The 17,367-nt window shown below is 69.0% G+C and carries 20 protein-coding genes; 7 read left to right on the forward strand and 13 right to left on the reverse strand.

Annotated elements, in window-relative coordinates:
• Window positions 1-37: 37 nt before the first annotated feature.
• From ACH49X_RS01075 to dop, 6 genes are all read right to left on the reverse strand, one after another.
• Entirely contained in the window at window positions 38-334 is a 297-nt protein-coding gene (locus ACH49X_RS01075; RefSeq protein WP_195080298.1) for an MTH1187 family thiamine-binding protein, read from the reverse strand.
• A 166-nt stretch (window positions 335-500) separates the two neighbouring features.
• The gene (pafA, locus tag ACH49X_RS01080) at window positions 501-1,859 is read right to left on the reverse strand and encodes a Pup--protein ligase (RefSeq protein ID WP_174186519.1); all 1,359 of its coding nucleotides are present in this window, start codon (window positions 1,857-1,859) and stop codon (window positions 501-503) included.
• Between the two features lie 230 nt (window positions 1,860-2,089).
• On the reverse strand, window positions 2,090-2,890 hold the full coding sequence (prcA, locus tag ACH49X_RS01085; protein WP_195080036.1) for a proteasome subunit alpha: 801 nt from the start codon (window positions 2,888-2,890) through the stop codon (window positions 2,090-2,092).
• A gap of 2 nt (window positions 2,891-2,892) precedes the next feature.
• Window positions 2,893-3,747, reverse strand: a complete 855-nt coding sequence (gene prcB, locus ACH49X_RS01090) for a proteasome subunit beta (RefSeq protein ID WP_195080037.1) — start codon at window positions 3,745-3,747, stop codon at window positions 2,893-2,895.
• Window positions 3,744-3,938, reverse strand: a complete 195-nt coding sequence (locus ACH49X_RS01095) for a ubiquitin-like protein Pup (protein ID WP_014986166.1) — start codon at window positions 3,936-3,938, stop codon at window positions 3,744-3,746. Before ACH49X_RS01095 ends, prcB begins: the two co-directional genes overlap by 4 nt.
• Window positions 3,939-4,212: 274 nt before the next feature.
• Window positions 4,213-5,712, reverse strand: coding sequence for a depupylase/deamidase Dop (gene dop, locus ACH49X_RS01100; protein WP_195080038.1), 1,500 nt, complete (start codon window positions 5,710-5,712; stop codon window positions 4,213-4,215).
• A gap of 121 nt (window positions 5,713-5,833) precedes the next feature.
• Here dop and ACH49X_RS01105 point away from each other — a divergent pair, with 121 nt between their 5' ends.
• The 4 genes from ACH49X_RS01105 to ACH49X_RS01120 all read left to right on the forward strand — a co-directional run bounded on the left by ACH49X_RS01105 (window position 5,834) and on the right by ACH49X_RS01120 (window position 8,914).
• Window positions 5,834-7,045: a DUF418 domain-containing protein gene (locus ACH49X_RS01105; RefSeq protein WP_357207254.1), complete on the forward strand. Its 1,212-nt coding sequence runs from the start codon at window positions 5,834-5,836 to the stop codon at window positions 7,043-7,045.
• Window positions 7,046-7,145: 100 nt separating this feature from the next.
• Window positions 7,146-7,685 (forward strand): NUDIX domain-containing protein, encoded by a 540-nt coding sequence (locus ACH49X_RS01110; RefSeq protein WP_357207253.1) that lies wholly within the window; start codon window positions 7,146-7,148, stop codon window positions 7,683-7,685.
• A gap of 64 nt (window positions 7,686-7,749) precedes the next feature.
• Window positions 7,750-8,037, forward strand: a complete 288-nt coding sequence (locus tag ACH49X_RS01115; RefSeq protein ID WP_195080040.1) for a DUF427 domain-containing protein — start codon at window positions 7,750-7,752, stop codon at window positions 8,035-8,037.
• A gap of 97 nt (window positions 8,038-8,134) precedes the next feature.
• Window positions 8,135-8,914 (forward strand): AraC family transcriptional regulator, encoded by a 780-nt coding sequence (locus tag ACH49X_RS01120; protein ID WP_195080041.1) that lies wholly within the window; start codon window positions 8,135-8,137, stop codon window positions 8,912-8,914.
• Window positions 8,915-8,988: 74 nt separating this feature from the next.
• On the opposite strand, the gene ACH49X_RS01125 is transcribed toward ACH49X_RS01120, so the two are convergent.
• Entirely contained in the window at window positions 8,989-9,369 is a 381-nt protein-coding gene (locus ACH49X_RS01125) for a nitroreductase family deazaflavin-dependent oxidoreductase (protein ID WP_195080042.1), read from the reverse strand.
• Window positions 9,370-9,422: 53 nt separating this feature from the next.
• Between ACH49X_RS01125 and ACH49X_RS01130 the strand changes: the two genes are divergently transcribed.
• On the forward strand, window positions 9,423-10,025 hold the full coding sequence (locus ACH49X_RS01130) for an NUDIX domain-containing protein (RefSeq protein ID WP_357207251.1): 603 nt from the start codon (window positions 9,423-9,425) through the stop codon (window positions 10,023-10,025).
• On the opposite strand, the gene ACH49X_RS01135 is transcribed toward ACH49X_RS01130, so the two are convergent.
• A complete protein-coding gene (locus tag ACH49X_RS01135) occupies window positions 10,026-10,706 on the reverse strand; it encodes a TIGR00266 family protein (RefSeq protein ID WP_195080044.1) in 681 nt (226 codons plus the stop codon).
• 44 nt (window positions 10,707-10,750) lie between these two features.
• Window positions 10,751-11,119 (reverse strand): arsenate reductase family protein, encoded by a 369-nt coding sequence (locus ACH49X_RS01140; protein ID WP_195080045.1) that lies wholly within the window; start codon window positions 11,117-11,119, stop codon window positions 10,751-10,753.
• Between the two features lie 104 nt (window positions 11,120-11,223).
• Here ACH49X_RS01140 and ACH49X_RS01145 point away from each other — a divergent pair, with 104 nt between their 5' ends.
• Window positions 11,224-11,748 (forward strand): nitroreductase/quinone reductase family protein, encoded by a 525-nt coding sequence (locus ACH49X_RS01145; RefSeq protein WP_357207249.1) that lies wholly within the window; start codon window positions 11,224-11,226, stop codon window positions 11,746-11,748.
• On the opposite strand, the gene ACH49X_RS01150 is transcribed toward ACH49X_RS01145, so the two are convergent.
• The 4 genes from ACH49X_RS01150 to ACH49X_RS01165 are packed head-to-tail and all read right to left on the reverse strand — an operon-like array spanning window position 11,733 to window position 16,397.
• Window positions 11,733-13,043 carry an aspartate aminotransferase family protein gene (locus tag ACH49X_RS01150; protein ID WP_195080047.1) on the reverse strand — a complete coding sequence of 437 codons (1,311 nt, stop codon included), beginning with the start codon at window positions 13,041-13,043 and terminating at the stop codon, window positions 11,733-11,735. The genes ACH49X_RS01145 and ACH49X_RS01150 overlap by 16 nt on opposite strands.
• Window position 13,044: 1 nt before the next feature.
• A complete protein-coding gene (locus tag ACH49X_RS01155; protein WP_195080048.1) occupies window positions 13,045-14,091 on the reverse strand; it encodes a TIGR03842 family LLM class F420-dependent oxidoreductase in 1,047 nt (348 codons plus the stop codon).
• Between the two features lie 31 nt (window positions 14,092-14,122).
• Window positions 14,123-15,544, reverse strand: coding sequence for a dihydropyrimidinase (gene hydA / locus ACH49X_RS01160; protein ID WP_357207247.1), 1,422 nt, complete (start codon window positions 15,542-15,544; stop codon window positions 14,123-14,125).
• Between the two features lie 16 nt (window positions 15,545-15,560).
• Window positions 15,561-16,397: a nitrilase-related carbon-nitrogen hydrolase gene (locus ACH49X_RS01165; RefSeq protein WP_357105785.1), complete on the reverse strand. Its 837-nt coding sequence runs from the start codon at window positions 16,395-16,397 to the stop codon at window positions 15,561-15,563.
• A gap of 211 nt (window positions 16,398-16,608) precedes the next feature.
• Here ACH49X_RS01165 and ACH49X_RS01170 point away from each other — a divergent pair, with 211 nt between their 5' ends.
• Window positions 16,609-17,337 (forward strand): peptidylprolyl isomerase, encoded by a 729-nt coding sequence (locus ACH49X_RS01170; RefSeq protein ID WP_357207245.1) that lies wholly within the window; start codon window positions 16,609-16,611, stop codon window positions 17,335-17,337.
• Window positions 17,338-17,367: the final 30 nt, after the last annotated feature.

Raw genomic sequence — 17,367 nt, forward strand, 5'->3', positions numbered from 1 at the left:
GAGGTGGACCATCGGCTCGGCTGGAACGCGCGGGTCCTCAGCCTTCGGCCAGGTAGCGCTCCACTTTCTCCACCTTGGCGGTCATCGCGTCCGTCACGCCGGGGCGGATGTCGGCCTTCAGCACCAGGCTGCAGCGCGGCGCGACGGCGAGGATGGCGTCGGTCGCCTGTTTCACCACGGCCATCACCTCGTCCCATTCGCCCTCGATGGTGGTGAACATGGCGTCGGTGCGATTGGGCAGTCCACTGGCACGCACCACGCGGACCGCCTCCGCGACGGCGCGCCCGACGTCGACGCCGGTCCCGAGCGGTGTGACGGAGAAGGCGATGATCATGTCTCGATCATGCACGCAGGCGCAACCTCAGGCACCGAAGCCCCAGCGCACCCCAACGACGACCTTCGAGCGAAGCGAGACCGAGCATCCGCCGTTCCCGGCCCGGCGCCGCGCACACGCGAGCCACAAGAGGGCCGCGAACACCCAGCGCCGCAGGCGCTGGGGATTACATCGACGCGATCAGGCGATCGACGCGCTCGTCGACCGAGCGGAACGGATCCTTGCACAGCACGGTGCGCTGCGCCTGGTCGTTCAGCTTCAGGTGCACCCAGTCGACGGTGAAGTCGCGGCCGGCCTCCTGGGCGGCGGTGATGAAGTCACCGCGCAGCTTCGCCCTGGTGGTCTGCGGCGGGGTGTCGACGGCGGCGTCCACGGCCTCGTCCTCGGTGACGCGCTTGGCCAGGCCCTTGCGCTGCAGCAGGTCGAAGACGCCGCGTCCGCGCTTGATGTCGTGATAGGCCAGATCCAGCTGGGCGATCTTGGGATCGGACAGTTCCATGCCGTAGCGGTCCTGGTAGCGCTGGAACAGCTTGCGCTTGATCACCCAGTCGATCTCGGTGTCGACCTTCGCGAAGTCCTGCGCCTCGACCGCGTCCAAGGTGCGGCCCCACAGGTCCACCACCTGGTCGATCTGCGGATCGCGGTCCCGATTGCGCAGGTGCTCCACGGCGCGGGCGTAGTACTCGCGCTGGATGTCCAGGGCGCTGGCCTGCCGGCCGCCCGCCAGGCGCACCGGACGACGACCGGTCAGGTCGTGGCTGACCTCGCGGATCGCGCGGATCGGATTGTCCAGCGCGAAGTCGCGGAACGAGACGCCCGCCTCGATCATCTCCAGCACCAGGGCGGCCGTGCCGACCTTGAGCATGGTGGTGGTCTCGGACATGTTCGAGTCGCCGACGATCACGTGCAGGCGGCGGTACTTCTCCGCGTCGGCGTGTGGCTCGTCGCGGGTGTTGATGATCGGCCGCGAGCGCGTGGTCGCCGAGGAGACGCCCTCCCAGATGTGCTCGGCACGCTGCGACAGGCAGAAGGTGGCGGCCTTCGGGGTCTGCAGCACCTTGCCCGCGCCGCAGATCAGCTGGCGAGTGACCAGGAACGGCAGCAGCACGTCGGAGATCCGGGAGAACTCCCCCGCCCGCACCACCAGGAAGTTCTCGTGGCAGCCGTAGGAGTTGCCCGCGGAGTCGGTGTTGTTCTTGAACAGGTAGATGTCGCCGCCGATGCCTTCTTCGGCCAGACGCTGCTCGGCGTCGATCAGCAACTCTTCGAGGACCCGCTCGCCCGCACGGTCGTGGGTCACCAATTGCGCCAGGTTGTCGCATTCCGCGGTCGCGTACTCCGGATGCGACCCGACGTCGAGGTAGAGCCGGGCACCGTTGCGGAGGAACACGTTCGAGCTACGGCCCCAGGACACCACCCGGCGGAACAGATACCGGGCCACCTCGTCGGGGGACAGTCGACGGTGACCGTGGAAGGTGCATGTCACACCGAACTCGGTCTCGATCCCCATAATTCGTCGCTGCACACCATCGACATTACAGCCATGTCGGCGTGTTGCGTGGGGCACCGAACAACCCGGATGCATACGTCTTCACAACGATTTGGCCCGCTTTGTCGGAATTCGGCCGGGTGGAACGCCGGTTTCACCGGAGGATGCACGGTTCGGTCCGGCACCGGACATGTCGATACGGCCCGCGAACCTGCCGTGGTTCGCGGGCCGTCGAACTCGTCGCCGCTGGGATCACTCCCGCCGGATCACTCCGCTGACGGAGTCTCCTTCGCCGACGGCTTGTCCTGCTCCGACTCGGAGCCGGACTGGTCCGCAGCGGGCTGCTCGGCGGCTTCCGCCGGGTTCAGCAAACGCTCCAGCGCCGCGTTGGGCACCCGCCGGAACGCCCGGCGTGGACGCGCCTGCTCCAAGGTCGCGACCTCGAGCGAGCTCACACCCAGCACCCGCTTCTCCTTCTCCGCGCCTTCCGGGACGCCCGCTTGCAGCGCGCGCACCGCGACGCCGACCGCCGACGCCAGGTCGAGGCCCGGTTGGTAGGACGACTTCAACGCGGTGACGATCGGCTCGGTCGTGCCGCCCATCACCACGAACTCCCGCTCGTCCACGATCGACCCGTCGAAGGTGATCCGGTACAGCACCGATTGCGCGGCCTGTTCCGGATAACCGACCTCCGCCACACAGATCTCCACCTCGTAGGGCTTGAGCTGATCAGTGAAGATCGTGCCGAGAGTCTGCGCGTAGGCGTTGGCCAACGCGCGGCCGGTGACATCGCGGCGGTCGTACTGATACCCCCGGATGTCGGCCTGCAGGATGCCGCCCCTGCGCAGATTCTCGAACTCGTTGTACTTCCCGACCGCGGCGAACCCGATGCGGTCGTAGAGTTCACTCACCTTGTGCAGCGTCGCGGAGGGGTTCTCGGCGACGAACAGCACACCCTTGTCATACGTCAAGACCACGACGCTGCGCCCCCGAGCGATGCCCTTGCGCGCGAGCTCGGTCTTGTCGCGCATGATCTGCTCGGCCGACGCGTAGTACGGCAACGTCATGATCAGGCGCTCCCTTCTTCGGCGGCCTCGCGGTCGGCGACGATGCCGCGGGTGATCTCCGCCAGCCGCGACTCGGCCACCTCGACCGCACCCTCCTCGTCGATCACGATCGCCGTCGGGAAGATGCCGCGCACCAGATCCGGGCCACCCGTCGCGGTGTCGTCGTCGGCCGCGTCGAACAGCGACTCGACGGCGATGCGCAACGCGCGGTCCTGATCGAGTCCCTTGGCGTACAGCTTCTTCAGCGAAGACTTCGCGAACATCGAGCCGGAACCGACCGCGGCGTACCCGAAACGCTCCTCGCTGCGTCCACCCACCACATCGAACGAAACGATGCGGCCCGCCTTGTCCGGATCGGTGGCGTCCAGGTCGTAGCCGACCAGCATCGGCACCACCGCCAGACCCTGCAGGGCCGCGGGCAGATTCTCGCGCACCATCTTCGACAGCTTGTTGGCCTTGCCGTCGAAGGTCAGCGGCACGCCCTCCAACTTCTCGTAGTGCTCCAGCTCCACCGCGAAGATCCGCACCATCTCCACCGCCATACCCGCGGTGCCTGCGATGCCTGCCGCGGAATAGCTGTCGGTGATGTACACCTTCTCGATATCCCGGCTGGCCAGCAGGTTCCCCTGCGTGGCGCGCCGGTCGCCGGCGATCAGCACACCGCCGCGATAACTCACCGCGACGATGGTGGTGCCGTGCGGAGCGATCTCCTTCGCGGAAGTGCCGCCGGGGATTCCGGCGGCACCCTGGGCGAACCTGTTGCCTGGCAACAGATCCGGTGCATGCATACGGAGATAGTCGGAGAAGGAAGAAAGGGCGTACCCCAGGTGGAGACGCGAGGGGTCACCGACTGTCACTGGCCACCTTTCTGCACGTACGCGCGGACGAAGTCCTCGGCGTTCTCCTCGAGCACGTCATCGATCTCGTCGAGCAGGTCGTCGGTTTCCTCCGCCAGCTTCTCGCGGCGCTCCTGACCGGCGGCGTCTACACCGTCGGGGCCCTCGTCCTCGTCGCCACCCCCGGCGCGCTTGGTCTGCTCTTGTGCCATGGCAGCCGACCTCCTCTGTCCTCATCATGACCGGAACACATGGTGAGCACGATCCCGATCATGAGCATTGTCCGTGCTCGTCCCTCAACACTACCTACCAGCACCGACAGCGTGCCTATTTTGTGTGCGGTGTTGGTTCGGCAGCGCCTTCGGCGCTGTGTCGATTTTGCAGCGACTGCGGCGCCGAGTGTTCGCGGCCCCCTTGTGGCTCGAGCCGCGAACGGACAATGCCCGATCTCGCTTCGCTCGAAACCCGCGGTGGCGCCCGTGTGGTTTACGTCGTCAGCTGCTCCACCAGGTCGGCGGCGGTGGTCACCCCGTCGAGGAGTTTGCCGACGTGGGCCTTGGTGCCGCGGCGCGGTTCCAGGGTGGGGATGCGGACCAGGGAGTCGCCGCCCAGGTCGAAGATCACCGAGTCCCAGCTGGCCGCCGCGATGTCGGCGCCGAAGCGGCGCAGGCACTCGCCGCGGAAGTAGGCGCGGGTGTCGGTGGGCGGATTGGTCATGGCGTCGAGGACCTGCTGCTCGGTGATCAGCCGCTTCATCGAGCCGCGCGCGACCAGGCGGTTGTAGAGACCCTTGTCCAAGCGCACGTCGGAGTACTGCAGGTCCATCAGGTGCAGCTTGGGGGCCGCCCAGCCGAGGCCCTCGCGGCTGCGCATGCCCTCGAGCAGGCGCAGCTTGGCGGGCCAGTCGAGCAGGTTCGCGCACTCCATCGGGTCGCGTTCGAGCAGGTCGAGCACCATGGCCCAGTTCTCGATGATGTCCTGCACGCGCTTGTCGTCGTTGCCGGTGCGGTCGACGAACTTGATCACCCGGTCCAGGTACACACGCTGCAACGCGAGGCCGGTGAGTTCGCGGCCGTCGGCGAGCGCGACGGTCGCCCGCAGCGTGGGGTCGTGGCTGATCGTGTGCACCGCGGTGACCGGGCGCGCCAGCTGCAGATCCGACAGGTCCTCGCCCGCTTCGATCAGGTCGAGGACCAGGGCGGTGGTGCCGACCTTCAGGTAGGTCGACATCTCGGCCAGGTTGGCGTCGCCGATGATGACGTGCAGCCTGCGGTACTTGTCGGCGTCGGCGTGCGGCTCGTCGCGGGTGTTGATGATGCCCCGCTTGAGCGTGGTCTCCAGGCCGACTTCGACCTCGATGTAGTCCGAGCGCTGGGACAGCTGGAAGCCGGCGTGGTCGCCGGACTGGCCGATGCCGACCCGGCCGGACCCGCACACCACCTGGCGGGACACGAAGAACGGCGTGAGCCCGACGATGATCTGGTTGAACGGCGTGTCCCGGCTCATCAGGTAGTTCTCGTGGGTGCCGTAGGAGGCGCCCTTGCCGTCCACGTTGTTCTTGTACAGCTGCAGCCGCGGGGCCCCCGGCACGCTGGAGGCGTGCCGCGCGGCGGCCTCCATCACCCGCTCGCCCGCCTTGTCCCAGATCACCGCGTCCAGCGGGTCGGTGACCTCGGGCGCGGAGTACTCCGGGTGGGCGTGGTCGACGTAGAGCCGGGCGCCGTTGGTGAGGATCATGTTCGCCGCGCCCACCTCGTCGGCGTCGATCACCGGCGCGGGCCCGTTCATCCGGCTCAGGTCGAATCCGCGCGCGTCGCGCAGCGGCGACTCCACCTCGTAGTCCCATCGGGTGCGCTTGGCGCGCGGCACGCCCTCGGCCGCGGCGTAGGCCAGGACCGCCTGGGTCGAGGTGAGGATCGGGTTGGCCGACGGCTCGGTCGGGGTCGAGATGCCGTATTCGACCTCTATTCCGATGATGCGCTGCATGGCATCGAGCCTAGGTCACGCAACCGGCCGGACCCGCCGCGACCGGCGGAGTCCAATGTCATACCGCAGGTGGTACTTCCGGAGGACTCGTCGCGGCGCAGGTCGGCGCGATAGTCGGGACATGTCCGAGTCGACCGCAGCCCGCCCCGTCGAGACCACCGAGCAGCGCCGTCCGGCGCTCGAGCCGCCGCAGGAACCCGCCCGGCTCGTCGCGTTGGACGTGCTGCGCGGGATCGCGATCCTCGGCACGCTCGCCACCAACATCTGGATCGTCACCAACCCGGAGGGGCTGATCGGCTATCTGCACGATCTGGGTGCGCCGGCCGGTGGATGGACCTGGACCGAGCGCGTGCTCCAGCAGGTGGCGCAGGGCAAGTTCCTCGGGCTGCTCACCATCATGTTCGGCGTCGGCCTCGCCATCCAGCAACGCTCGGCCGGCAAGGCAGGGCGCCGCTGGCCGGGGAAGTATCCCTGGCGCGCGGGACTGCTGTTTCTGGACGGTCTGGTCAATTTCGTCTTCGTCGCCGAGTTCGACGTCCTGATGGGTTACGCGGTGACCGGGCTCGTGGTCGCGTTCGTGCTCGCCACCGGTGAGCGGGCGCGGCGGCGCTGGCTGGTCGGCGCGGCGGCCGTGCACGTGGCGCTGCTGACGCTGATCGCGCTCGCTCTGGCGTTCGCGCCGCGACAGGGTGCTGCGGCGCGTCGTGCGCTGGACCCGAATCCCTATGCCGACGGCTCGTTCTGGGAGCTGGCGCTGTTCCGCCTCGGCAACGCCGGGCTGTTCCGGGCGGAGACGATCTTCGTCTTCGCGATGTCGGTCGCGCTGTTCCTGACCGGCGCGCGGCTGTTCCGGGCGGGTGTGTTCGCCCCGGATGGCGCGCGGCTGCGCAAGCGGCTGATGGTCCTCGGCTTCGGGATAGCCGCGCCGATCGACCTCGGCGTCGGGATCCTGGGCGGTGGCGACCTCATCCTGTTCACCCGGTACGGCAGCGCCCCGTTCGTCGCGCTCGGCATTCTGGCCGCGGTCGCCGAGTGGTACCTGCGACGCCCCCGCCCCGGTTTCGCCGGGCGGCGTTTCGCCGAGATCGGCCGCACCGCGCTCAGCTGCTACATCCTGCAGAACCTGGTGGCATCGATGCTCTGCTACGGCTGGGGTTTCGGACTCGCCGCGCGCGTCTCGGCCGACGACCGCGTCCCGTTCACCATCGGTGTCTACGTGCTGGTGGCGCTGATCATCGCGTCCGGAGCGCACCTGTGGCTGCGACGCTTCGAGCGGGGACCGGTGGAGTGGTTCTGGAACGTGAGTTACCGGGCGCTGGCCAGGGAACGCTGAACACCGGGATGCGGACAGGCCGATTCCATTGCGGCCCTGCACTAGTCGCAGCCGCGGCGATCCGGCGGACACGTCGCTCGGCGACCGCTACCGTCGTGCTGTGACGCTCGCCGATCGCTACCCCTTGCTGCACACACCGGCCCACTGGGCGTGGGGCGACCTGGATGTGCGGTTCTCCACCACGCTCCCGTCCGACGGACTGGTCACCAATATCCACGTCGTCTGTTTCGTCGGCGACGAGATCGTGCTGTGCCGTGACGACCGCGATGTCTGGCTGATCCCTGGCGGCACCAGGGAACGCGGCGAGTCGATCGACGCGTGCGTGCGCCGCGAACTGCGGGAGGAGGCGGGAGCACGCCCGGTGGGCCCGATCCGATGGATCGGCGCGCATCACGCGACGAGCAACAGGTGCGCACCGCATCGCGAGTGGCAGCCGCATCCGCACAAGGCGTGGCTGTGGTGCACCGCGGATGTGGTGCTCGACTCCGACCCGACCAATCCGGACGACGCCGAGCAGATCCTCGAGGTGCGTACCTTCCCCTTGGCCGAAGCGACGCGGCGGGCCGGATCGGACGGCGCGTACCTGAGCGAACTCGTGGCATTGGCCGTCGAACTCCACCGGCCCGGCCATCGCGAGTGATCTCGGCCTCCGGCCGCACCTGCTCGGCCACCGCCCACCGGTAGGACCGGGGCAGAATCGAAGTATGGCAACGGCAACTTGGCACGGCCGCGTCCTCGCGACCAGCAATGACACCATCATCGTCGAGGGCAATCACTACTTCCCGCCGGACTCGATCCGGCCCGAGTTCTTCCAGCCCTCCGACACGCACAGCTACTGCCCGTGGAAGGGCACCGCCAGCTACTACACCGTGGTGGTCGACGGAGACAGCAACCCCGACGCCGCCTGGTACTACCCGGAGCCGAAGACCAAGGCGGCACAGATCAAGGATTACGTCGCGTTCTGGCGCGGCGTCGAGGTCACCGAGAGCTGACCGGCGGTAATCGGAGGAATCGGGAATACCACCCGGCTCAAACCGATACGCTCATCCCAGGATTCAGCGCGAGTGTCTCAGCCGGGAGCATCCCATGATGAAGGCTCTGGTCACCAACGGCTTCTCGACGGCGCCGGGGAGCGCGGCGGACGAACCGGCGCGGGCGGGTCTCGCGCTGCTGCGGCCGGGGGTGCTGGCCTTCGCCGGATCGATCGGTCCCACGGAGTTGCACGCGCATCACGCGGTGCAGATCGTCGCCGCGAGCACGCCGATCGTGGTGGTGGACGGTAGCGGTGTCCGCAGGCAGGGCACCCACGTCATCGTGCCGACCGACGCGCCGCACCGGATCGACGTGGGCGCCGCGCACGGCACGGCCGTCTACCTCGACCCCGAGACGGCCGCGGGCGCGGCGGCCGATCGCAGGGCCCACCTCAACGGCTGGGTCGACGACGCCGACAACCTGGGCATCACCGCCGGTGGCGGGGATCTGACCGCGCAGGTCACCGCGGTCGTCGACGATCTGCTGCCCCAGGACGGCGCCGCGGGCCCGGGCGAGCGGCACGCGGTGATCACGGCGGCCCTGCAACTGCTGCCCGCTCTGGTGCGCACGGGGTCGGTGCGCGGCGCGGATGTCGCACGGCAGTTGGGCATTCCCGCGCCCCGGCTGTCCCACCTGTTCACCGAGCAGATGGGAATTCCGTTGCGTCGCTACATCCTGTGGCTGCGGCTGCACATCGCGCGCACCCGCGCGCTGGCCGGAGACGATCTCACGACGGCCGCGCACGCGGCGGGCTTCTCCGACGGCGCTGACCTCACCCGCACCTGCCGCCGGACGTTCGGGTTGTCTCCCGCGGTGCTGAGCCACACCGGCGAATAGACGCACCCGCGCGATGGGAGCGCGGTGCGGCGATGACGCTGTTGCCGGTGCACGGCGGACAAGCGGGGACGGGATCAGTCCGCCGGACGGGCCTCGACGTAGTAGTCCGCCGAGATCGTCTTCAGCACCTGGCGCACACCGAGCGGCGCCCACGCGGCGGACGGGTCATGCCGCACGACCGGGTCGGTCAGCTCGACGACATGGCCGCGGGTTTCCAGGGCGAAACCGCCCGCGGCGCGGATGTTCTTGACCCAGTCGACATCCCGGCCGTAGGTCAGCGCGATCCGGTAGGCGCCGTCCTGCTCGAAGACCATGACCGGGGTGCGGTAGGCCCGTCCCGACTTCCTGCCCTTGTGCAGCACGATGCCGAAGCCGGGCGCGCGTCCCGCGACCAGGCCCGCGGTGGGGTTGGTGACATGCCGGTTGAAATTCGCCAGTGCGTGCGGAAGCACCATGGGCGGCGATCCTCTCTCCCTGTGGCGTGCGGTGTTCACGTTACTCTCGACCCATGTCCGCTCCGCCGTGTCATCGCGAGCCGCCCCACGCCGGAGATCCGGGCGGCGAAACGATCGCGGTCTACGATGCGGCGGGCAACCCGGTGGGCGCCGCCGAGCGGTCAACGGTCTACCGCGACGGATTGTGGCACGCCAGCGCGGGCGTGCTCCTGCGGTCCGGTGACGGCGAGCGCGTCTACGTGCACCGCCGCACCGAGTCCAAGCTCGTTTTCGCGGGCATGCACGACTGCCTCGCCGGTGGTGTGGTCGCGCCGGGCGAAGCGCCACGCCGGACGGCCGTGCGCGAACTGGCCGAGGAACTGGGCGTCACGCCCGACCTCGCCGCCGTCTCCCCCCAACCCCTGGCGACGGTCTCCTGGGACGGTGAGTGGGCCGGGCGGCCGATGCGCTGTCACCTGTTCGCGTACGAGGCGCGCTACGACGGGCCGATCCGCCACCAACCCGACGAAATCGCCGCGGGATGGTGGTGGACCGACGCCGAGCTGCTGGCGCGTCTGGCCGATCCGGACTGGCCGTTCGTCCCGGACACTCGCCTGCTCATCACCGACCTGCTGAGCTGCGCCCGGCCACCGGAGGACGCCGGGACGCGACCCTGATCAGCTGGACGACGCGACGGACGCCGCCCAGGCGGCGAACGCACCGGGGTTGCGCGTCTGCAACAGCACCCGGCCGGGACCGGTGAAATCGAAGACGAAGCCCTCGCCGGATTTCAACGATTGGATCGATCGACCCGACACCGCTCGCCGGATGCTGAAATTCATCGCCAGGTCGTAGGCGACCACGTGCCCGGTGTCGATCGTGATCGGCTCGCCCGGTTGCAGATCGATCACGTCGATCGCGCCGAACACGCCGACCACGATCTCGCCCTCGCCGTGCGCGCGCAGACCGAACCCGCCCTCGCCGCCGAACAGATTGGCGAAACCGCCCCACTTGCTCTCCACCTGCACGCCGTGCGAGTTGGCGATCCAGCCCCCTCGGCTGATGAAGAACGGCCGGTCCGGCGTGATCTGCAAATTGAGCATGTCGCCGGGAAGCGCGGGCGCCACGTCGACCCATCCGCCCTGCGGCGGCGCGGTGAACGTCGAGACGAAGAACGATTCCCCCGCCAGCACCGACCGCTTGAGTCCGGCCAGGATGCCGCCCTCGGCCTTGGCCTGCAACGTGACTCCCGCCGAGTGCGCCACCATGGCGCCGCTCTCGACCCGCATCGGCTCGCCCCCGGCGAGGAAGCACCGCGCGACGGCGGCGGCGGGACTGTGGCGCAGTTGTACCTTCATGTCCGCCGACCCTACCGCCGGGTTCCGTACGGCGGGAACGCGACTCAGAGCAGATCGCGCAGTGCGGCGTCGTCGCGGGCCAGCACCGCGCCGCCGTCGGCGGTGAGCACGATCGGCCGTTGGATCAGCGCTGGATGTTCGACCAGCGCGTCGATCCAGCGGTCCCGGTCCGCGGCGGTCCGCGGCCAGCTCGCCATGCCGAGATCCTTGGCGACCTGCTCGCCGGTGCGGGTGATCTCCCACGGTTCGGCGTCCAGCCGGCGCAACACCTCACGCAGTTCGGCGGCCGTCGGCGGCTGGTCCAGATACTTGCGCACGGTGTAGTCGACACCGGCCTCGTTCAGGAACGCGGTGGCGTTGCGGCTCTTGCTGCACCGCGGGTTGTGCCAGATTTCGGTCTGCCCGGAAGTCATGCACGCAGGGTACCGAGGGCGCGCGTCCTCGTCCGCCGCGCGTCCACTGGCGGATCTCGGACTTCGTAGCGCCGAGCGCGGCGCGTGCTCCGATACTGGAAGCCATGACTGAGCACGCGTCGCCCGAAAACCCTTACGGCACACCGACCACCTCCGGTCCCGAACGCATTCCCGCGTATCAGGGCGTGATGAATCGGGTCGTGCGCACGCTGCTGCGCGTGCCCGGCCTGTCGGGCATCGTCGGCAAGCGGCTGATGATCCTGCACGTCGTCGGGCGCAAGTCGGGGAAGGTCTACGACGTGCCGGTGGCCTACACCCGGCACGGTGACAGTCTGCTGATCGGCACCGCCCTGCGTCCGTGGGTCAAGAACCTGAAGGCGGGCGATCCGGTGCGGGCCTCCTTCGGCGGCGAGCCGCGCACCTTCGACCCGGTGGTGCACACAGGCGAGGCAGAGGTGCTGCGGCTCTACGAGATCGTCGCGCGGGACAACAAGCAGAACGCCAAGTACAACGGCATCGGCTTCACCGCCGACGGTTCGCCCTCCAAGGCCGATATCTACCAGACCTGGCAGCAGGGCGGCGTGGTGGTGGAACTGACGCCGCACCGAGCGGCTCAGCTGCCGAGGTAGCCGTCGGCGACGTCGAGCACTTCGTCGACGATCTCCAGGCCGGTGCGCAGTTCGTCGGCCGTCGTGGTCAGCGGCGGCGCGATCTGGAAGCGGTTGCCCGCGTTGAACGGCCACAGCCCGCGCGCCTTCGCCGCCGCGGTGACCGCGGTCATCGGTTCGGCGTCCGCGCCCGTCGCCGCGTATGGGATCAGCGGCTGCCTGTCGCGCTGGTCCCGGACCAGTTCCAGCGCCCAGAAGAAGCCCAGCCCGCGCACCTCGCCGACGCTCGGATGACGACCGGCCAGTTCGCGCAGGCCTTTGCCGAGCACATCGGCGCCCACCGCCCGCACGTGATCGAGGATGCCCTCCCGCTCGAACACCGCGATCGAGGCGACGCCCGCCGCGCAGGCCAGCGGGTGGCCCGCGTAGGTGAGTCCGCCCGGATACGCCACATGGTCGTAGCGCTGCGCGATCCGCTCGGCCATGAGCACGCCGCCGAGCGGGACGTAGCCGGAGTTCACCCCCTTGGCGAAGGTGATGATGTCCGGCTCGACGCCGAACGCCTGCACCGCGAACCATTCGCCGACCCGGCCGAACCCGACCATCACCTCGTCGGCGATGTAGACGATGCCGAACTCGTCGCACAGCGCCCGCACGCCGGCGAGGTAACCGGGCGGCGGGACGAGCACACCGTTGGTGCCGACCACCGTCTCCAGGATCAGTCCCGCGATGTGCTGCGGCCCCTCCAGTTCGATGACCTGCCGCAGGTGCCGCAGCGCGGCGGCCGTCTCCTCCTCGGGAGTCGCCGTGCCCCACGGTGACCGGTACGGGTAGGGCCCGAAGAACCGCACCACGTCGACATTGGTCGGTTCCGCGCCCCAGCGGCGCGGTTCCCCGGTCAGGCCGATCGCGACGCCCGTACCGCCGTGGTAGGAGCGGTAGGCGGCGAGCATCTTCGTTCGGCCGGTGTAGCTGCGCGCCAGACGCACCGCGTGCTCGACGGCCTCGGCGCCGCCGGTGGTGAACAAGATCCGGTTCAGGTCGCCGGGAGCCCGCTCGACGATCAGCCGGGCCAGTTCGCTGCGCACGTCGTTGCCGACCGTCGGCGAGATCGTCGCCAACCGCTGCGCCTGCGCGACGATCGCCGCGACGATGTCCGGATGCTGGTGGCCGATGTTCACATTGACCAGCTGGGAGGAGAAATCCAGGTAGCGCTTGCCGGTGTCGTCCCAGAAGTAGGAACCGAACGCCCCGGTGATCGGAGCCGGGTCCAACTCGGCCTGCGCGCTCCAGGGATAGAAGACGTGATCGGCCACGCTAGTCGCTCCCTTCGTTCGATCGGGTCGCGGTGACGAGGGAGGCGAGACTTGGCAGCACCGATTCACCGTACGCCGCCAACGTCGCGTTCTTCGCGTCGTGCTGGAGATACACGGCGAATTGGTGCACGCCGAGCCCCTCCAGCTCGCGCAGCCGGGACAGGTGCTCGTCGGGTGTGCCCAGCAGGCAGAAGCGGTCCACGATGGCGTCGGGCACGAATTCGGCGTGCACATTGTCCGCGCGTCCGTGCAGGTTGTAGTCGTAGCCGCGCCTGCCTTCGACGTAGTCGGTGAGGGCGGCCGGGATTTCGCCAGCGGTACCGTATCTCGCCACCATCTCCGCCACGTGGTTGCCGACCATCCCGCCGAACCACCGGCATTGTTGCCGCGCGTGCGCCAGCGCCGCGTCCGTGCCGTCGGTGACGTACGCGGGTGCGGCGACGCAGATCCGGACCGTCGCCGGGTCGCGGCCCGCGCGCTCGGCCGCGGCGCGCACCCTGGCGATGGTCCATGCCGCGATGTCCGGGTCGGCCAGTTGCAGGATGAACCCGTCGGCGACGGCGCCGGTCAGCTCGAGCGCGCGCGGCCCGTAGCCCGCCGCCCACACCTCCAGCCGGGAGCCGGACGCCCACGGCAACCGCACGACGGTGTCGTCCACCCGCGCGCTGCGACCGTTGCCCAGCTCGCGGATCACCTCGATCGCTTGCCGCAGCGTCGCCAGCGTGGCGGGCTTGCCGCCCAGCGTGCGCACGGCCGAGTCGCCGCGGCCGATCCCGCAGACGGTGCGGTTGCCGAACATCTCGTTGAGCGTGGCGAAGGTCGACGCGGTCACCGTCCAATCCCTGGTGGCCGGGTTGGTCACCATCGGACCGACGACGACCTTGCGGGTGGCGGCCAAAATCTGGCTGTAGATGACGTAGGGCTCCTGCCAGAGCAGATGCGAGTCGAAGGTCCAGACGTGGGAGAACCCGTAGGTCTCCGCGAGCCTGGCCAGTTCGATCACGCGCGAGGCGGGGGGCGTGCATTGCAGCACCACACCGATGTCCATGCGGGCACTTCTCCGTTTCGAGGATCGAAGGTCAGATCAGGTTCTGCGCGAGTCCACGCGTGACGAAACGACCGTGCCCGGCGCGTCCGAGGTAGACGCCGTCGTCCACGATCACCCGGCCCCGCGACAGCACCGTGTCGACATGACCATCGATCTCGAATCCCTCATAGGCCGAGTAGTCCATGTTCATGTGATGGGTCTTGCCGAGACCGATGCTGGTGTGGCCGTCCGGGTCGTAGATGACGATGTCGGCGTCCGCACCCGGGCTGATCACCCCTTTGCGCGGGTACATGCCGAACATCCGGGCCGGTGTGGTGCAGCAGACGTCGATCCAGCGTTCCAGCGGGATCCGGCCGGACCGGACGCCCTGGAACATCAGGTCCATCCGATGTTCGACGCCCCCGATGCCGTTGGGGATCTTGCTGAAGTCGCCGAGCCCCATCTCCTTCTGGTCCTTCAGGCAGAACGGGCAGTGATCGGTGCCCACCGCCGTGACGTCGCCGGTGCGCAGGTAGCGCCACAACTCGTCCTGATGCCCTTCGGCCTTCGACCGCAGCGGCGTGGAGCACACCCATTTGGCGCCTTCGAATCCCGGTGCGCCGAGTTGGTCTTCGAGCGACAGATACAAGTACTGGGGGCAGGTCTCGCCGAAGACGTTGCGCCCGGCGTCGCGGGCGGCGGCGATCCGGGCCAGCGCCTGCTTGGCCGACACGTGCACGACGTAGAGCGGCACACCGGTCAGCTCCGCCAGCATGATCGCGCGGTGGGTGGCTTCCTCCTCGAGCTGCCACGGTCTGGTCGTGCCGTGGAAGTACGGCGCGGTGTCGCCTCGCGCGAGCGCCTGCTCGACCAGCACGTCGATGGCGATCCCGTTCTCCGCGTGCATCATCACCAGCGCGCCCAGCTCCGCCGCGGTCTGCATGGCGCGCAGGATCTGGCCGTCGGTGGAGTAGAAGACACCCGGGTAGGCCATGAAGAGTTTGAAGCTGGTGACGCCTTCGGCCATCAGTTCGCTCATGGCCTTCAGGGACTCGTCGTCGACGTCGCCGATGATCTGATGGAAGCCGTAGTCGATGGCGCACTGCCCGGCCGCCTTCTCGTGCCAGGCGGCAAGGGTGTCCTGGACCCGTTCGCCGTGCCGCTGGACGACGAAGTCGATGATGGTGGTGGTGCCGCCCCAGGCGGCCGCGCGGGTGCCGGTCTCGAAGGTGTCGGAGGCTTCCGTCCCGCCGAAGGGCATCTGCATGTGAGTGTGGCCGTCCACGCCGCCCGGGAGGACGTATCTGCCGGTCGCGTCGAGCACGTGATCGGCGGACGCGGCGAGGTCCGCGCCCAGCCCGACGGATCCCGGCCGCAGGACGGCGGCGATGGTCTCGCCGTCGACGAGCACGTCGAGCGGCTGCGCTCCGGTGGCGGAGACCACCGTGCCGCCGTGGATGAAAGTGCGCGCCATGTCGATCTTCCCGGTCTCAGGGGGCCACCAGCGGCCCGTAGGCGTCGGGGCGGCGGTCGCGGTAGAAGGCCCAGCGGTCGCGCACCACCTTGATCAGATCCATGTCCAGATCGCGGACGACCAGCTCCGGGTCGCTGTCGGAGGCGACATCGCCGACGAACTTGCCCTCTGGATCGACGAAATAGCTGGTGCCGTAGAAATCGTCGTCGCCGTACTCCTCGGCGCCCACCCGGTTGATGGCGCCGATGTAGTACTCGTTGGCCACCGCGGCCGCCGGTTGTTCCAGTCGCCAGAGGTAGCCGGACAGGCCCCGCGACGTGGCCGACGGATTGAACACGAGTTCCGCGCCGGCGAGGGCCAGCGCGCGCCACCCCTCCGGGAAGTGCCGGTCGTAGCAGATGTACACGCCGAGCTTGCCCACCGCGGTGTCGAACACCGGCCAGCCGAGATTGCCCGGCCGGAAATAGAACTTCTCCCAGAATCCGCGCACGTGCGGCAGGTGGTGTTTGCGGTACTTGCCGAGATAGCTGCCGTCGGCGTCGATCACCGCCGCGGTGTTGTACAGCAGACCCGGCTGTTCCTGCTCGTACACCGGCAGGATCATGACCAGGCCCAGTTCCCTCGCGAGTGCGGCGAACCGCTCGGTCGTGGGCCCCGGGACGGATTCGGCGTAGTCGTAGAACCGCGCGTCCTGGCGCTGGCAGAAATACGGCGCGTAGAACAGCTCTTGGAAGCAGATCACCGCGGCCCCGTGCGCGGCGGCGCGGCGCGCGTAGTCCTCGTGCGCCGCGAGCATCGACTCCTTGTCGCCGGTCCAGTTCGTCTGGACCAGCGCTGCTCGAACGATTCCCATGCCCCGTTATACGTCAACGGCAACCGGCTACGTGGCTCGAAAAGTGCCGATAAGTGTTTTGTAGCCAATCCGTGGCAACCGATACACCGACGTCCCAGGGGCCGTGCGCGCCCTGCCAATCGAGCGGTACTCCCCTGCGGAGCCGGGCGAGGTGGAATGATTCGCGCTGCATCGTCCGGTGCGCAACCCCGAGTGAAGGAGATTTCCAGCGGTGAGCAGCGAAGTGCAAGCGCGAGAACTCGTCGACGGCCGGCGGGCGGGGCGCCGGAGCCTACCGTGGCGATCGCTGCGGCTGCTCGGGGTCCTCGCCGTCAGCGTGGCGCTGGTGGCGTCCGCGACGGGTGTCGTCTCGGCGACTCCGTCACCGGCTCGGGAGCAGGGCCCGGCGGGCTGTGGCGTGCCTGCGGCGGGGCAGCCGAACGGCAAGCAGTGGCCCGCCGAACCGGGCATGACCATCGATCCCACCGCGCACTACACCGCGACGCTGATCACCACTTGCGGCACCGTGACCGTCGCCCTGGACGCCGCCCGCGCGCCGCGCACGGTCAACTCCTTCGCTTTCCTGGCCGGGGAACGGTATTTCGACCACACGAGGTGCCATCGGATCACCACCGACGGCATCTACGTCCTGCAATGCGGCGACCCCACCGCGACCGGCATGGGCGGGCCCGGCTACCAATTCCCGGACGAGAACCTGGCGGGCGCGACCTACCCGGCGGGCACGATCGCGATGGCCAACGCGGGCCCCGGCACCAACGGCAGCCAGTTCTTCCTGGTCTACCGGGACGCGCCGCTGCCGCCGAGCTACACCCCATTCGGCCGGGTTACCGCGGGCATGGACGTGCTCGACGCCATCGCCGCCGCCGGGGTGAAGGACGGCTCGTCCGACGGCGAGCCGGCCGTCGACGTGGTGCTCGATTCCGTCGCCGTGCGCAACTGAATTCCGGGCGGCCCACGGTGGCGGCGACGA

Source organism: Nocardia sp. NPDC019323, from assembly GCF_044389845.1.
Lineage (GTDB): Bacteria > Actinomycetota > Actinomycetes > Mycobacteriales > Mycobacteriaceae > Nocardia > Nocardia implantans.

Coding starts and splice junctions, on each gene's coding strand:
- ACH49X_RS01140 (WP_195080045.1), bottom strand. CDS start 11,119: ATGACTTCCGGGCAGACCGAAATCTGGCACAACCCGCGGTGCAGCAAG.
- ACH49X_RS01155 (WP_195080048.1), bottom strand. CDS start 14,091: ATGGACATCGGTGTGGTGCTGCAATGCACGCCCCCCGCCTCGCGCGTG.
- ACH49X_RS01145 (WP_357207249.1), top strand. CDS start 11,224: ATGACTGAGCACGCGTCGCCCGAAAACCCTTACGGCACACCGACCACC.
- ACH49X_RS01105 (WP_357207254.1), top strand. CDS start 5,834: ATGTCCGAGTCGACCGCAGCCCGCCCCGTCGAGACCACCGAGCAGCGC.
- prcA (WP_195080036.1), bottom strand. CDS start 2,890: ATGACGTTGCCGTACTACGCGTCGGCCGAGCAGATCATGCGCGACAAG.
- ACH49X_RS01125 (WP_195080042.1), bottom strand. CDS start 9,369: ATGGTGCTTCCGCACGCACTGGCGAATTTCAACCGGCATGTCACCAAC.
- ACH49X_RS01095 (WP_014986166.1), bottom strand. CDS start 3,938: ATGGCACAAGAGCAGACCAAGCGCGCCGGGGGTGGCGACGAGGACGAG.
- ACH49X_RS01135 (WP_195080044.1), bottom strand. CDS start 10,706: ATGAAGGTACAACTGCGCCACAGTCCCGCCGCCGCCGTCGCGCGGTGC.
- hydA (WP_357207247.1), bottom strand. CDS start 15,544: ATGGCGCGCACTTTCATCCACGGCGGCACGGTGGTCTCCGCCACCGGA.
- ACH49X_RS01120 (WP_195080041.1), top strand. CDS start 8,135: ATGAAGGCTCTGGTCACCAACGGCTTCTCGACGGCGCCGGGGAGCGCG.
- ACH49X_RS01130 (WP_357207251.1), top strand. CDS start 9,423: ATGTCCGCTCCGCCGTGTCATCGCGAGCCGCCCCACGCCGGAGATCCG.
- ACH49X_RS01165 (WP_357105785.1), bottom strand. CDS start 16,397: ATGGGAATCGTTCGAGCAGCGCTGGTCCAGACGAACTGGACCGGCGAC.
- ACH49X_RS01115 (WP_195080040.1), top strand. CDS start 7,750: ATGGCAACGGCAACTTGGCACGGCCGCGTCCTCGCGACCAGCAATGAC.
- dop (WP_195080038.1), bottom strand. CDS start 5,712: ATGCAGCGCATCATCGGAATAGAGGTCGAATACGGCATCTCGACCCCG.
- ACH49X_RS01075 (WP_195080298.1), bottom strand. CDS start 334: ATGATCATCGCCTTCTCCGTCACACCGCTCGGGACCGGCGTCGACGTC.